Source organism: Paraburkholderia eburnea, assembly GCF_002917095.1.
GTDB classification, from domain to species: Bacteria; Pseudomonadota; Gammaproteobacteria; order Burkholderiales; family Burkholderiaceae; genus Paraburkholderia; species Paraburkholderia eburnea.
Genome location: NZ_PQGA01000001.1, coordinates 96,721 through 111,995, shown reverse-complemented (window position 1 = coordinate 111,995; position 15,275 = coordinate 96,721). Strand labels below are relative to the sequence as shown.

The window sequence follows — 15,275 nt, the reverse complement described above, 5'->3', positions numbered from 1 at the left end:
GCGTACGCAAAAAGAGCAGCAGCGGAGCAACAGCAAAAAAACAGCCGCGCGAGGTGAGCGCGCGGCTACGTGGCGGTACGCCGCGTCACTGGCCCTGCGTCGCGGATGCGGCCGCCGGGACGCTGGCACCTGTCTGCGCGAAGCTCAGATGATCGCCGTTTTCGAGGATCAGCAGCAGCGCCTGCGGCGAGCGCATCTGCACGCCGGTGCGGGCGATATGCGCGAGCGCGTCGAGGTACGGACCTTCGATCTCCCCGCCCGCGCCGATGCACGCCATGCGCGTGCCCGCGAGCTGATCGAACGACAGCAGGCCGCTCTTGAGCGTATAGCGGCCCATGTAGCGATTGCAGCCCGAGAAGCCGCTGGCGCGGCGCTGGCCGTTAGCCGCGGACAGGTCGAGCGTGACCGGGCGGGTTCCCGGCGTGGCCGCCGCGCCCGCATCGGCGTTCGCTGCTGGAATGGCGCGCAGCGTTCCGTCGGCGCGTTTCCATTCGACGAGTTGCCATTGCGTGTTGTCGAGCAATTGCGTGGCGGCGGGATTGAACGGATCGGGTGCCGGTGCGGACGCGTCCTGGTGAACCGGCAGCTTGCACGCGGCAAGCATCAGTGCTGCGCCGATGGCGGCCGCGAGCGGCGCCGCGCGCGACGCGAGCAGGCGCGTCGTCGTGTGCCTGGCGGGGCGTGTGCTCAAGCGGTGGGACATCGCATTTCCTCGTAACTGGCGAAGGCGTAAGCGTAACGCACCATGAGACGCCATGCGAGCGCAAACGTTCGCCAGAGGGTGACTTCTTCACGCGATTGCGGGGCGCGCGCGGCTTGCGTACCGGTCATGCATTGGCCGTGCATTGGCCGTGCATTGGGCACGCGTTGGCCATTCGGCCAGGCAAAACGCATGGGTGCGCGTGTTAACATCAGCGCTTCTTCGCATTCGTGCGTCACCCATGAAGCGCGTGCGCTTCGTCGTCATTCTTTACCGTGATTTCTGGAGACATCATGCAGACCGGCCCCCGCATCGGCACGCCGCTTTCCGCTTCCGCCACCCGTGTCATGCTGCTCGGCGCTGGCGAGCTGGGCAAGGAAGTGATCATCGCGTTGCAGCGCCTCGGCGTCGAGGTGATCGCCGTCGATCGTTACGAGAACGCGCCCGGCCACCAGGTCGCGCACCGCGCGCACGTGATCGACATGGCGGATCCCAAGGCGCTGCGCGCGCTGATCGATGCCGAGCGCCCGCACCTCGTCGTGCCGGAAATCGAGGCCATCGCCACGGACGCGCTGGCGGCGGTCGAATCCGAAGGCGTCGCCGAAGTCATCCCCACCGCGCGCGCCGCCCAGCTCACGATGAACCGCGAAGGCATCCGCCGTCTCGCGGCCGAAGAACTGGGGCTGCCCACTTCGCCCTATGCCTTCGCCGATTCGCTCGACGAGCTGAAGGCCGGCATCGCGAAGGTGGGCTATCCGTGCGTGGTGAAGCCGGTGATGTCGTCGTCGGGCAAGGGGCAGTCGGTGCTGCGCAGCGACGCCGATGTCGAGCACGCCTGGCAATACGCGCTCGCGGGCGGTCGCGTCAATCATGGCCGCGTGATCGTCGAGGGTTTCATCGACTTCGAATACGAGATCACGCAACTGACCGTGCGCGCGACGGACCCGGGCAGCGGCCAGGTCGAAACGTATTACTGCGACCCGATCGGCCACAAGCAGGTGGACGGCGATTACGTCGAATCGTGGCAGCCGCAGCCGATGAGCGCGAAGGCGCTCGAACGCTCGCGCGAAATCGCGCACAAGGTCACGGAAGCACTCGGCGGGCGCGGCCTGTTCGGCGTCGAGCTGTTCGTGCGCGGCGACGAAGTGTGGTTCTCGGAAGTCAGTCCGCGTCCGCACGACACGGGGCTCGTGACGCTTGCTTCGCAGCGTTTTTCGGAGTTCGAGCTTCATGCGCGCGCGATTCTCGGCCTGCCCGTCGATACGACGGCGCGCGGTCCGGGTGCGTCGGCGGTGATCTACGGCGGCATGGACGCGCGCGGCATCGCCTTCGAAGGCGTCGCCGATGCGCTGGCCGTGCCGGGCGCGGACCTGCGCCTGTTCGGCAAGCCGGAAAGCTTCGTGAAGCGCCGCATGGGCGTGGCGCTCGCGACGGGCGCGGATCTCGAAGAAGCGCGTGCGCGCGCACGCGCCGCTGCGGCGGCGGTGCGCCCGGTGCCGGGCGATGCGTCGAACCACGACTGAGGCGGCGCGGTAGGGCTTCGTCGTGGTACCCAACGCGCGCGCGGCTTGATCTTGCTTAAGCTGCGCGCGTGATGGGCAGCCAATAATCGCGCGCTCGTCTGAGCGCATCTACGACACGCGGCTGGCGTATCGCGGGTTATCGTGTCGGCAGGGGCAGGGAGGCAGGTATGGGTGGATTGTGTGTGTTTCGTCTGGTGCGCTGGATTGGCGCCGTGTCGCTCGTTTGTGCGATGTCGGGTGCGATGTCGGGCTGCGGGCTGGCGGCGGCGCCTTGCCGTGTGGCGTCGGCGGGGCTGAAGATCGTGCCGCTCGTCGGTCACGTGGCGGCCGCGCCCACCGATGCCTGTGCCGATGTGATCGATCCGTGATCTTGCGGGGCCATCGGCGGATTCTGCTGTCCCTGCTAACAGGCATGTCACGCCAGGAGAACGCCATGATCGACGCCCGCGCCAGGGTCGCCACTTTCCGTCTTTTTTCGTCGCGCCAACGGTTGGCGCTGGCCTTTGTCAGCGCGCTTGCGGCAATCGCTACACCGGCTGCGCACGCGGCATCGGGCAACGGGCTCGATATCCGCGACATCCATGTGCAGTCGCGTCATACCTTCAGCTACACCTGCGCCAGCGGCAAGACCTTCAAGGTCAGCTATCTCAACGCGTCCAACGGCCAGAGCTTCGCGCTGGTGCCGGTTGACGGCCGCAAGATCCTGCTCGTCGGCGTGGTCGCGGCGTCGGGCGTCAAGTATGTCGGCGATCGCTACGCGTGGTGGACCAAAGGCCCCGGCGCCGATCTCTACGACACCATGGCCGACCCCAACGCGAAACCCCTCGTCGCGGGCTGCGCGACGATCATGCGCTGACGCCCGATTGCCGCACTCGCCGCGCTTTTCGCGGACTGCGCGCTTCACGACGCGATCCGCCGCGCCGGAGTAATCTGTCGGCCATGCGAAGGTCGGCTGCTGGGCGGACGCTTTCTTACCCGTTTTCGCACCGTTCGCACCTTTTTCCGCGAGGTGGTCGATGAAGGCATCGGATCTGTTCGTGAGGGCGCTCGAAGCCGAGGGCGTGGAATACATCTTCGGCATCCCCGGCGAGGAAAACCTCGATCTGCTGGAATCGCTGCGGCGCTCGAAGATCCGCCTGATCGTCACGCGCCACGAACAGGCCGCCGGCTTCATGGCCGCCACTTATGGCCGGCTGACGGGGCGCACCGGCGTGTGCCTCGCCACGCTCGGTCCCGGCGCGACCAACTTCGTGACCGCCGCCGCCTACGCGCAGCTCGGCGGCATGCCGATGCTGATGGTCACGGGGCAAAAGCCCATCAAATCCAGCAAGCAGGGCCATTTCCAGATCGTCGACGTGGTGCGCATGATGGAGCCGCTCACCAAGTACGCGCGCCAGATCGTGTCCATCGGCAATATTCCGGCGCTCGTGCGCGAGGCGTTCCGTCAGGCTGAGCAGGAGCGGCCCGGCGCGGTCCATCTGGAACTGCCCGAGGACGTCGCCGACGAAGAGGGCGACGGCAAACCCATTCCCAAGAGCTTCAGCCGCCGCCCGATCGCCGAGGAAAAAGCGGTCGCGCACGCGGTCGCGGCGATCTGTTCGGCGCGTCATCCGCTTTTGATGATCGGCGCGGGCGGCAACCGCAAGACCACGCGCAACGTGCTGCGCGAATTCGTCGATCAGACCGGCATCCCGTTTTTCACGACGCAGATGGGCAAGGGCGTGATCGACGAATCGCATCCGCTGTGGCTGGGCAACGCCACGCTGTCGGACGGCGACTTCGTGCATCGCGCGATCGAGCACGCCGACTGCATCATCAACGTCGGCCATGACGTGATCGAAAAGCCGCCGTTCTTCATGCGCAGCGCCGAAGGCAGGACGGTGATCCACGTGAACTTCCTCGGCGCCGAGGTCGATCCGGTCTATTTTCCGCAGATCGAGGTGGTGGGCGATATCGCCAACGCGGTGTGGCAACTGAAAGAAGCCCTCAAGCCGCGCGAGCACGAATGGGACTTCGCGCGCTTTACGGAGATCAAGCGCCACTTCGACGCGCATCTCGCCAAAGGCCAGCACGACGAGCGTTTTCCGGTCTATCCGGTGCGGCTCGTGCACGACGTCTATCACGCGATGCCCGAGGACGGCATCCTGTGTCTCGATAACGGCATGTACAAGATCTGGTTCGCGCGCTACTACCGGGCGCGCGAGCCGAATTCGGTGCTGCTCGACAACGCGCTGGCGTCGATGGGCGCGGGGCTGCCCTCGGCGATCGCGACGAAGATCGTGCATCCCGAGCGCAAGGTGGTGGCCGTGTGCGGCGACGGCGGCTTCATGATGAATTCGCAGGAACTGGAGACGGCGGTGCGCCTGAAGCTCGACATCGTCGTGCTGCTGTTGCGCGACGACGCCTTCGGCATGATCCGCTGGAAGCAGGAAAACATGAATTTCCCCGATTACGGCATGACGCTGCAGAACCCCGATTTCGTCGATTACGCGCGCAGCTACGGCGCGCACGGGCATCGCGTGGGCGCGGCGGGCGAACTCGGGCCGCTGATCGCGAAGTGTTTCGCCGAGCCGGGCGTGCATGTGATCGACGTGCCCATCGATTATTCGGACAACGAGCGCGTGCTCAACCGCGAGATCAAGCGCCTGAGCGCGCAATTGTGAGATTTGAGGATTAACAAAGCGATGAATCTCGCACGCGGGCGCGCACCTTGCGCGTGCCTGCGCTGCACGATGATTATCGGCGCGACATGACCGGATCCGGCGTGGCGCGCCGCGTCTTTGACGGAGAACGCGTCATGCTCAAACCGACATATCCGTACTATCTGGCGAACGAAGCCGTCGCCGCCAACACCGATCTCGAAGTCACCGACAAATACAGCGGCGAGGTCGCCACGCGCGTCGCGCTCGCCGACGCGAAGGCCATCGATAAAGCCATCGCCGCCGCGCAGGCCGCGATGCCCGCGCTGCGCGCATACCAGCCGTTCAAGCGCCAGGCCGTGATCGACCACTGCGTCGCGCGCTTTCGCGAACGCTTCGACGAACTGGCGATGGCGCTGTGCATCGAGGCAGGCAAGCCGATCAACGATTCGCGCGGCGAGGTCACGCGCCTGATCGACACGTTCCGCGTGGCCGCCGAGGAAAGCGTGCGCATCGACGGCGAGATCGTGAACCTGGAAATCTCGCCGCGCGCCAAGGGCTATCACGGTTACGTCAAACGCGTGCCGATCGGGCCGTGCTCGTTCATTTCGCCGTTCAATTTCCCGCTGAATCTCGCCGCCCACAAGGTCGCGCCGGCGCTCGCGGCGGGCGTGCCCTTCGTGCTCAAGCCGGCAAGCCGCACGCCGGTGGGCGCGCTCATCATCGGCGAGATTCTGGCGGAAACGGATTTGCCCAAGGGCGCGTTCTCGATCCTGCCCGCGCATCGCGACGGCGCCGATCTCTTCACCACCGACGAACGCTTCAAGCTGCTGTCGTTCACGGGCTCGCCCGCGGTCGGCTGGGATCTCAAGAAGAAGGCCGGCAAGAAGAAGGTGGTGCTGGAACTGGGCGGCAATGCGGCGGCCATCGTCGATGCCGATCAGGGCGGGAAGCTCGACTACGTGGTGGAGCGGCTCGCCTTCGGCGCGTACTACCAGTCGGGGCAAAGCTGTATCGGCGTGCAGCGCATTCTGGTGCACGCGTCGCTCTACGACGCGCTGCGCGACAAGCTGATCGCCAAGGTCAAGACGCTGAAAATGGGCGATCCGAAAGACGAAAAAACCTTCGTCGGGCCGATGATCTCGGAATCGGAGTCGAAGCGCCTCGCGGGCTGGATGGAGAGCGCGGTGCTGGCGGGCGCGAAAATCATCGCGGGCGGCCAGGTGGACGGCGCGATGTTCGAGGCCACGCTGCTGGAGGATGTGGGCCGCGACACCGACCTTTACCGGCGCGAGGCCTTCGGGCCGGTGGCGATCCTCGAACGTTTCACGGATTTCGGCGCGGCGCTGGAGACGGTCAACGACAGCGACTTCGGCCTGCAGGCGGGCGTGTTCACCGATTCGCTCGCCAACGCCCATCGCGCGTGGGATGAACTGGATGTGGGCGGCGTGGTCATCAACGATATTCCGTCATTTCGTGTCGATAACATGCCGTATGGCGGCGTGAAGGATTCGGGACTGGGCCGTGAGGGCGTGCGCTACGCCATCGAGGATATGACCGAGCTGCGGCTCATGGTGATGCGCCAGACGTGGTGAAGCGGTAAGGCCGGCGAATGCGGGGCAGGGCGGCGCTGCGGGTATGACACGCCCCAAAAGGAAAAAGGGGCCGACCAGAAGCGCCGCGCCGTTGCAGAAGGCCGCCCTTGGGGCCATAGGGATTTATGCCGGGGTGCTACAATACCGGCCTTTCGCCGGATTGCGCCCGCGCAACGCCGGTATCGACCGAAGCGGCCGATATGCAACATCGCGAAACATCGCGCCACATCGGCGCGTAAATAAGGGAACGAGCCACGGTGATCCTCACCGGGCAAGCGCAGTGAGCGTAGTGAGCAAACGAGCGGGTCGAGCGCGGCATCCAGCCGGCGCACCCCGTCCAGACGGCTCCTGTAAGCGCAAGCGGCCCGTTCCGCAAGCTGTCCGCCACGACCGGCCATGCCGGTCGCCCCGGGCAATCCAGGCAGAGCAACGCTGCGCCATGCAGCGTCTGCCAGCACCACCGCAGTTCCGCAGTGATTATTTGAGGCGCATGGCGCCTCGTGCGCCTAGCGCCTTTATAGCGAACCCACCATGTCCGACACCGACGTCAAGCCCAGCACTGCGACCTTCGATCAGTTCGGCCTCGCGCCCGACATCCTCAAGGCGATCCAGGAGCAGGGCTACACGACGCCCACGCCGATCCAGGCGCAGGCGATTCCCGTGGTCCTCACGGGCCGTGACGTGATGGGCGCCGCCCAGACCGGCACCGGCAAGACCGCGAGTTTCTCGCTGCCGATCCTGCAACGCCTGCTGCCGATGGCGAGCACCAGCGCATCGCCCGCGCGCCATCCGGTGCGCGCGCTGATCCTCACGCCCACGCGCGAACTGGCCGACCAGGTCGCCAGCAACGTGCGCACCTACGCGCAACACACGGCGCTGCGCAGCGCCGTGGTGTTCGGCGGCGTCGACATGAACCCGCAGTCGGACGAACTGCGCCGTGGCGTGGAAATCCTGATCGCCACACCTGGCCGTTTGCTCGATCACGTCCAGCAGAAGACCACGAATCTGGGCCAGGTCCAGATGCTCGTGCTCGACGAAGCCGATCGCATGCTCGACATGGGCTTCCTGCCCGATCTGCAGCGCATCCTGAACCTGCTGCCGAAGGAGCGTCAGACGCTGCTGTTTTCGGCCACGTTCTCGCCGGAAATCAAGAAGCTCGCCGCTACCTATCTGCGCACGCCGCAGACCATCGAAGTCGCGCGCAGCAACTCGACAAATGCGAACGTCACGCAGATCGTTTATGAAGTTGCCGAGGGCGACAAGACTGGCGCGGTCGTGCAACTGATCCGTTCGCGCGGTCTGAAGCAGGTGATCGTGTTCTGCAACAGCAAGATCGGTGCGAGCCGTCTTGCGCGCCAGATCGAGAAGGCCGGCATCGTCGCCGCCGCGATTCACGGCGACCGCTCGCAGAACGAGCGCATGCAGGCACTCGACGCCTTCAAGCGCGGCGAGATCGAGGCGCTGGTCGCAACCGACGTGGCCGCGCGCGGTCTCGACATCGCGGAACTGCCTGCCGTCATCAACTTCGACCTGCCGTTCAGCGCCGAAGACTACGTGCACCGTATCGGCCGAACCGGCCGCGCGGGCGCGACCGGCGACGCGCTGTCGCTGTGCAGCCCGAACGAGAAAAAGCAGCTGGCCGATATCGAGAAGCTCATCAAGCGTCCGCTGACGGTCGAGCATCTGGTGGTCGATACGCCGGTGGCGCATCACGAAGGTGGCAGCCGTCGCCGCGAGCGCGACGCTCACGAAGGCCGCGAGGCGCGTGGCGAGCGCGAGGGGCGTGAAGGCCGCGAGGCGCGCGAAGCACGCGGCGAACGGGGTCACCGCCGCACGGGCAGCTTCGAGCGCCCGCATCACCACCGCTCGCAACCCATCGACGACTTCTTCCTGAAGCCCTACGAGCCGTCGGCGGCCGCGCGCAGCAAGGCCGAGGACAACACGGCCGCATCGGCTGGCGCGCCGCAGAAGTCGTCGAAGCAGCCGCTCGCCGCGCTGCTGGGCGGGCTGGGTTCGTCGTGGCGTAACAAGCCGACGCCTTCGTCGTCGTCGTGATCTGACGTTCCAGACGCCAGACGCAAAAACGGCGTGCGGGGTGAAAACCCGGCACGCCGTTTTTTTTCGTCCGCGCTTTTACGCGGGCAGGTGCGCAAGACGCCGTTTCCAGGCTTCGATCGCGTCGATCTGGAATGCGTCGAGCGAGGCGGGCGCAGCATCGCGCAGATCGAGTCCCAGGTGTCGGGCCGCTGCCAGCAAGGCTTCGAGCGGGCGCGACGCATCGAGCGCCTGCGCGCCGGTCTGCTTCGAGAGCTTTTCGCCATCGGCATTGGCGACGACAGGGACGTGGAGATAGGCGGGCGTCGGCACGTTCAGGCACTGTTGCAGCCAGATCTGCCGCGCCGTGGAATCGAGCAGATCCGCGCCGCGCACGATATGCGTGATGCCTTGCGCGGCGTCGTCCACGACCACGGCCAGTTGATACGCCCACTGACCGTCCGCGCGCAGCAACACGAAATCGCCGACATCGCTAGCCAGGTCCTGTTGCTGCGGGCCTTGCCAGCGGTCGTCGAAGCGGATCAGCGCGGGGTTGTCGACGCACTGCGGCGCGTCGTCCGGCACGCGCAGACGCCACGCGCGCGCGGTCTTGCCGTGCAGGCCGTCGCGGCAGGTGCCGGGGTAGATCAGCGTGCTGTTGCGCCGGTGCGCGTGCAGTTGCGAATCGGCGATTTCCTTGCGCGTGCAGCCGCACGGATAGACGTGGTTCGACGCGATCAGCGCGTCCAGCGCCGCGCGATACAGGCCGATGCGCCGGCTCTGCCACACGGGCGGTTCGTCGGCGTGAAAGCCGAAGCGTTCGAGCGTCGCGAGGATGTCCGCGGCGGCGCCGGGCACGGTGCGCGGGCCGTCGATATCTTCCATGCGCACGAGCCACGCGCCGTCGTGCGCGCGCGCATCGAGCCAGCTCGCGAGCGCCGAAACGAGCGAGCCAAAATGCAACGGTCCGGTGGGCGAGGGCGCGAAGCGCCCGCGATAGCCGGAGGCGGATGCGCTCACGCGCCGCTCGCTTGCCGATTAAGCAGCGTGCGCCGCTGCGGCCGTGTCCGTGCCCCGAGTGCGCGCCGGATGGCACGCCGGGCAGCTTTTACCCACTTCATAGAGCGGCGATGCCTGCTGGGCAGCCGTGACGACGGCGCGGCACGCGAAGCACTGCACCGTGTCGGTCGGTTCGAGTTGCGGATTGAGCGCGGTGCGCTGGTCGAACACGAAGCAGTCGCCGTTGTAGTGCGCGCCGCCGACTTCCTCGAAATACTTCAGGATGCCGCCTTCGAGCTGATACACGTGCTCGATCCCCACTTCCTTCATGTGGATCGCGGCCTTTTCGCAGCGGATGCCGCCCGTGCAGAACGACACCACGGTCTTGCCTTCGAGATCGGCGCGGTTCGCCTCGATCACGCCGGGGAATTCGCTGAATTTCGTCAGACGGTAGTCGAGCGCCTTGTTGAAGGTGCCTACGTCGATCTCGAAGTCGTTGCGCGTGTCGAGCATGACGACGGGACGGCCTTCATCGTCGAAGCCGCGGTCGAGCCATGCCTTAAGCACGACCGGCGCGACCGAAGGCGCGCGGCCTTCCTCGGGACGGATCGCGGGCTTTTTCATCGTGATGATTTCGCGCTTCAGACGCACGAGCATGCGATTGAAGGGGCGATCCTCGGAAAAGCTTTCCTTGAACTGCAGCGTGGCGAATTTGCCTTCGAAAAGCGGGTCGGTACGCACGTAGTCCATGAAGGCGCGCACGTTCGCCTCAAGACCGGCGACGAACAGGTTGATGCCTTCGGGCGCGAGCAGGATCGTGCCCCGCAAGTCGAGTTCATTGCAGCGCGCGAGCACGAGCGGACGCCATTCGGCGGTCTTGTCGAGCGTGGCGAACTGGTAGGAGGAAAGGTTGAGGATACGCATGGCCAACAAACACTCAAAGCTGAATCGGAGGAGCCCGCGTGCTGTGCGGCGGGCGCAATCCGCTATTATCCCTCAACCGGGCGGCGAGGCGCCTGCAGCGCGTTGACTTGCCCGCGAGATTGTCGCGCTGCGCTGACGGCGCGCAAGTTCTCCCGCTGCGCTTGCCGCACCTTTGCCACATCTTTGCCCCACGCCCAAACTGCTTTGCACGCGCCGCCGGCGGCAAAAAACGCCTGACCGTAGAGGTACAATGACGCCCATGTCAGATCCCCGCTTCGTCCATCTCCGCGTCCACTCCGAATTCTCGATTGCCGACGGCATCGTGCGTCTCGACGACCTCGTCAAGGCGGCGGCCAAAGACGGTCAGGGCGCGCTCGCGCTCACCGACCTCGGCAACGCATTCGGCCTCGTTCGTTTTTATTCGGAAGCCCGTGGCAAAGGGGTCAAACCCATTGCCGGCTGCGACGTCTGGATCATGAATCCGGATGACCGCGACAAACCTTCGCGCCTTTTGCTGCTCGTGAAGGACAAGGTCGGTTATCTGAATCTGTGCGAACTGCTTTCCAAGGCGTGGCTCACGAACCAGCATCGCGGTCGCGCGGAAATCGACGTCGCCTGGCTCGAAGCCGGCCTGAGCGAAGGGCTGCTCGCGATCTCGGGCGCGCAACTGGGCGATGTGGGTCTCGCCCTCGCGGCGGGCAACGTCGAAAGCGCGAAGCGCCATGCGCAGCGCTGGGCCAAGTTGTTCCCGAACAGTTATTACATCGAGCTGCAACGCTGCGGCCAGCCGGGCGGCGAGCAATATATCGAGCAGGCCGTCGCACTGGCGGCCGAGCTGCAACTGCCGGTGGTCGCCACGCACCCGATGCAGTTCATGACGCACGAGGAATACACCGCGCACGAAGCGCGCGTGTGTATCTCGGAGGGTGACATCCTCGCGAATCCGCGCCGCCAGAAGCGCTTCACGACCGATCAGCGTTTTCGCACCCAGGACGAAATGGCCGCGCTGTTCGCGGACATTCCCTCGGCGCTCGCCAACACGATCGAAATCGCCAAACGCTGCAATCTGACGCTCGAACTCGGCAAGCCGAAGCTGCCGCTCTTCCCGACGCCCGACGGCATGTCGCTCGACGACTACCTCGTGCAACTGTCGCGCGAAGGGCTGGAAAAGCGCCTCGTGCAGCTTTATCCGAACGAGGCGGAGCGCGAGAGCGAACGCGCGCGCTACAACGAACGTCTGGACTTCGAGTGCGGGACCATCATCAAGATGGGCTTCCCGGGCTACTTCCTGATCGTTGCGGACTTCATCAACTGGGCGAAGAACAACGGCGTGCCGGTGGGGCCGGGCCGGGGTTCGGGCGCGGGTTCGCTGGTCGCGTACGCGCTCGGTATTACCGATCTGGACCCGCTGCGCTACAACCTGCTGTTCGAGCGTTTCCTGAATCCGGAACGCGTCTCGATGCCCGACTTCGACATCGACTTCTGCCAGCACGGGCGCGACCGCGTCATCCAGTACGTGAAGGACAAGTACGGCGCGGATGCGGTCTCGCAGATCGCCACCTTCGGCACGATGGCGGCGAAGGCGGCGGTGCGCGACATCGGCCGCGTGCTCGACCTCGGCTACAACTTCACGGACGGCGTCGCCAAGCTGATTCCGTTCAAGCCGGGCAAGCACGTCACCATCGCCGACGCGATGAAGGAAGAGCCGCTCCTGCAGGAGCGCTACGACAACGAAGACGAAGTGCACCAGCTGCTCGACCTCGCGCAGCTCGTGGAAGGGCTCACGCGTAACGTGGGCATGCACGCGGGCGGCGTGCTGATCGCGCCGGGCAAGCTCACCGACTTCTGCCCGCTCTACACCCAGGGCGACGAAAGCGGCGTCGTGAGCCAGTACGACAAGGACGACGTGGAAGCCGTCGGCCTCGTGAAGTTCGACTTTCTGGGCCTGACCACGCTCACGATTCTCGATTGGGCCGAGCGCTATATCCGCAGGCTCGATCCGTCGAAGCAGGGCTGGTCGCTCGCCGACGTGCCGCTCGACGACGCGGCGTCGTTCCAGATCCTCAAGAAAGCGAATACGGTCGCCGTGTTCCAGCTGGAAAGCCGTGGCATGCAGGGCATGCTGAAGGACGCGCAGCCTGACCGCTTCGAGGACATCATCGCGCTCGTGGCCTTGTATCGTCCCGGCCCGATGGACCTGATTCCGAGCTTCTGCGCGCGTAAGCACGGCCGTGAAGTGGTGGAGTATCCGGACCCGCGCGTCGAACCTGTTCTGAAAGAGACCTACGGCATCATGGTCTATCAGGAGCAGGTGATGCAGATGGCGCAGATCATCGGCGGCTACTCGCTGGGCGGCGCCGACTTGCTGCGTCGCGCGATGGGTAAGAAAAAGCCCGAGGAAATGGCCCAGCACCGCGAGATTTTCGCGGAAGGCGCGGCGAAAAACGGCCTCACGCGCGAGAAAGCCGACGAAACCTTCGACTTGATGGAAAAGTTCGCGGGCTACGGCTTCAACAAGTCGCACGCGGCGGCGTATGCGTTGCTCGCCTATCACACGGCATGGCTCAAGGCGCACCATCCGGCCGAATTCATGGCGGCGAATATGTCGCTTGCCATGGACGACACCGACAAGGTCAAGATCCTCTTCGAGGACTGCGCGACCAACAACCTCAAGGTGCTGCCGCCGGACGTCAACGCGTCGGCGTACCGCTTCGAGCCGGTTGCGGATGCGCATGTGGCCGAAGGCAAGCGTTCGCGCACGATCCGTTACGGTCTGGGCGCGATCAAGGGCAGCGGCCAGAACGCCATCGAGGAAATCCTGCGCGCGCGCGAAGAAGGCGGTCTGTTCAAGGATCTGTTCGACTTCTGCGAGCGCATCGACCGGCGTCTCGTGAACCGCCGCACGATCGAGGCGATGATCCGTGCGGGGGCGTTCGACACGATCCACGCGAATCGCGCGCAGTTGATCGCGTCGGTGCCGATGGCGATGGAAGCCGCCGAGCAGGCGAGCGCCAACGCCATGCAGGCGGGTCTCTTCGACATGGGTGACGCGCCGCTGGCCGCGCACGAACTCGTCGACGAACCGGCGTGGGACGAGAAGCGCAAGCTCCAGGAGGAGAAGGGCGCGCTCGGCTTCTATCTGTCGGGCCACCTGTTCGATGCCTACAAGGACGAGGTGCGTCGCTTCGTACGCCAGAAGATCGGCGAGCTGAAGGAGGGGCGCGACAAGCTGGTGGCGGGCGTGATCGCCTCGCTGCGCACGCAGATGACCCAGCGCGGCAAGATGCTGATTGCGCTGCTCGACGACGGCACTGGCCAGTGCGAAGTGACCGTGTTCAACGAGCAGTACGAGGCGCACAAGGCGCTCTTCAAGGAAGACGAGCTGCTGGTCGTGCAGGGCGGCGCGCGCAACGACGCGTTCACGGGCGGCATCCGCTTCACGGTGGACACGGTGATGGATCTGGAGCGCGCGCGCAGCCGCTACGCGCAGGCCGTGAAGGTGCAGATGAACGGCAACGCCGACGCGGCCTCGCTGCGCTCGGTGCTCGAAGCGCATCGCGCGAAGCCCGATGACTCGCTGCCCGCGCCCGTGGTCGAGACGCGTGGGCGCGGCGGTCGCGATGGTGGTGGCGGTGGCGGCTTCGGTGGACGTGGCCGCGAGCGCGAACAGGCCGTGATTCCGAACGGCCTTGCGGTGCAGATCGTTTATCGCAACGAGCGCGCGCAAGGCGAAGTGCGTCTGGGCGACGCGTGGCGTGTCAAGCCCACCGACGATCTGCTCGCGGCGCTGCGCGGCGAATTCGCGGGCAGCGCGATCGAGATCGTGTACTGATCGTCGATCGCGTGCAGGAATGCAAAACGGGCGGCCCAGGCCGCCCGTTTTTTTATCCTCAAAGCCCCATTCAGCGCTTCTTCGCCACCTTGCCGTCGCGCGTGAGCAGCGCGAGCTTGGCATAGCGGTAATACGTCGTTTCGGCGTTATTGATCGCGAGCATCAGCCCTTCGGCGCCGTCGAGAAAACCCGCGCGTATCACCCACGTGCGGAAGAACGCCCAGAAGCCCTTGCCGAGCGCCTTGGCGAGCGACGAGCGCTTGCCGGCCTCAAACATCGTCAGCGCGCCGGCGCTCGAATAGGCGTTGGTCTTTTCCAGCGCCTCGTGCAGATCCGGCATCGAGATATGGATGATCGGGCCGTCGAGGCGGCCAATCGTGCCCTCGATTTCCAGGTGCGTGTGCGTGCGCACGTCGGTGAAGCGCGCGCTGCCGCGCCGGAACAGGCGCTCGATGCGGTCGGGCCACCAGCCCGAATGATTCATGAAGCGCCCGCAGAAGCTGGAGCGGCGCGGCGTGCTGAAGGCGTTATGCGCCGTGCCCTGGGCGAGCAGCGCGGCGATTTCGGTGCGCAGCTCGGGGCTCAGGCGCTCGTCGGCGTCCAGGCAGATGACCCAGTCGCCGCGTGCTTCGACGAGCGCGCGGTTCTTTTGCGGGCCGTCGCCGGGCCAGTCGGTCTCGAACACGCGCGCGCCGAGCCGGCGGCAGAGTTCGGGCGTGCCGTCGGTGCTACCGGAATCGAACACGATGGTTTCCATCGCGAGCCCGCGCACCGATTCGAGACATTCGCCGATGTCGTGCGCCTCGTTCATCGCCACCACGATCACGGAAAGCGTGGCGGGCGGCGTGCCGTGGGCCTCGGGCCTTGAGCGGGTCGGGGAAAGTCCGTCGGACATGGAGTGGACGCCTGTTCTGATTCTGAGGAGAAAACGCAAGCGGCGAACCGGTGCGGTTGCGCGCCGATTCATCGCTTATTGACGGTGTATTGCTGGTGTATTGCTCAGCCTGGCCGGGCCAGGCGCGCAGAGGT

Annotated in this window: 11 protein-coding genes; 7 read left to right on the top strand and 4 right to left on the bottom strand. The window is 65.7% G+C overall.

The genetic code is table 11. The features are described from left to right. Window positions 1–85 precede the first annotated feature (85 nt). Complete coding sequence (locus B0G62_RS00550; RefSeq protein WP_103701516.1) at window positions 86–703, bottom strand: META domain-containing protein; 618 nt, start codon at window positions 701–703, stop codon at window positions 86–88. A gap of 290 nt (window positions 704–993) precedes the next feature. On the opposite strand from B0G62_RS00550, the gene purT reads away from it, so the two are divergent. The 6 genes from purT (at window position 994) to B0G62_RS00515 (ending at window position 8,512) form a co-directional block, all read left to right on the top strand. Continuing rightward, entirely contained in the window at window positions 994–2,223 is a 1,230-nt protein-coding gene (gene purT, locus B0G62_RS00540) for a formate-dependent phosphoribosylglycinamide formyltransferase (RefSeq protein WP_103701512.1), read from the top strand. 167 nt (window positions 2,224–2,390) lie between these two features. After that, window positions 2,391–2,591, top strand: coding sequence for a DUF6726 family protein (locus B0G62_RS00535; protein WP_103701510.1), 201 nt, complete (start codon window positions 2,391–2,393; stop codon window positions 2,589–2,591). Window positions 2,592–2,656: 65 nt separating this feature from the next. Next, complete coding sequence (locus B0G62_RS00530) at window positions 2,657–3,079, top strand: MliC family protein (protein WP_103701508.1); 423 nt, start codon at window positions 2,657–2,659, stop codon at window positions 3,077–3,079. 160 nt (window positions 3,080–3,239) lie between these two features. Further along, a complete protein-coding gene (locus tag B0G62_RS00525; RefSeq protein WP_103701506.1) occupies window positions 3,240–4,886 on the top strand; it encodes an acetolactate synthase large subunit in 1,647 nt (548 codons plus the stop codon). Window positions 4,887–5,020: 134 nt separating this feature from the next. Then, the gene (locus B0G62_RS00520) at window positions 5,021–6,457 is read left to right on the top strand and encodes an aldehyde dehydrogenase family protein (RefSeq protein WP_103702838.1); all 1,437 of its coding nucleotides are present in this window, start codon (window positions 5,021–5,023) and stop codon (window positions 6,455–6,457) included. A 531-nt stretch (window positions 6,458–6,988) separates the two neighbouring features. Beyond that, window positions 6,989–8,512 carry a DEAD/DEAH box helicase gene (locus tag B0G62_RS00515; RefSeq protein WP_103701504.1) on the top strand — a complete coding sequence of 508 codons (1,524 nt, stop codon included), beginning with the start codon at window positions 6,989–6,991 and terminating at the stop codon, window positions 8,510–8,512. A gap of 78 nt (window positions 8,513–8,590) precedes the next feature. On the opposite strand, the gene gluQRS is transcribed toward B0G62_RS00515, so the two are convergent. Both gluQRS and B0G62_RS00505 read right to left on the bottom strand, forming a co-directional pair. After that, complete coding sequence (gene gluQRS / locus B0G62_RS00510) at window positions 8,591–9,511, bottom strand: tRNA glutamyl-Q(34) synthetase GluQRS (protein WP_103701502.1); 921 nt, start codon at window positions 9,509–9,511, stop codon at window positions 8,591–8,593. Between the two features lie 18 nt (window positions 9,512–9,529). Beyond that, window positions 9,530–10,414, bottom strand: coding sequence for a sulfurtransferase (locus tag B0G62_RS00505; protein WP_103701500.1), 885 nt, complete (start codon window positions 10,412–10,414; stop codon window positions 9,530–9,532). A gap of 250 nt (window positions 10,415–10,664) precedes the next feature. Between B0G62_RS00505 and dnaE the strand changes: the two genes are divergently transcribed. After that, window positions 10,665–14,246, top strand: a complete 3,582-nt coding sequence (gene dnaE, locus B0G62_RS00500; RefSeq protein WP_103701498.1) for a DNA polymerase III subunit alpha — start codon at window positions 10,665–10,667, stop codon at window positions 14,244–14,246. Between the two features lie 70 nt (window positions 14,247–14,316). On the opposite strand, the gene B0G62_RS00495 is transcribed toward dnaE, so the two are convergent. Continuing rightward, on the bottom strand, window positions 14,317–15,141 hold the full coding sequence (locus tag B0G62_RS00495; protein WP_103701496.1) for a glycosyltransferase family 2 protein: 825 nt from the start codon (window positions 15,139–15,141) through the stop codon (window positions 14,317–14,319). Between the last annotated feature and the right edge of the window lie 134 nt (window positions 15,142–15,275).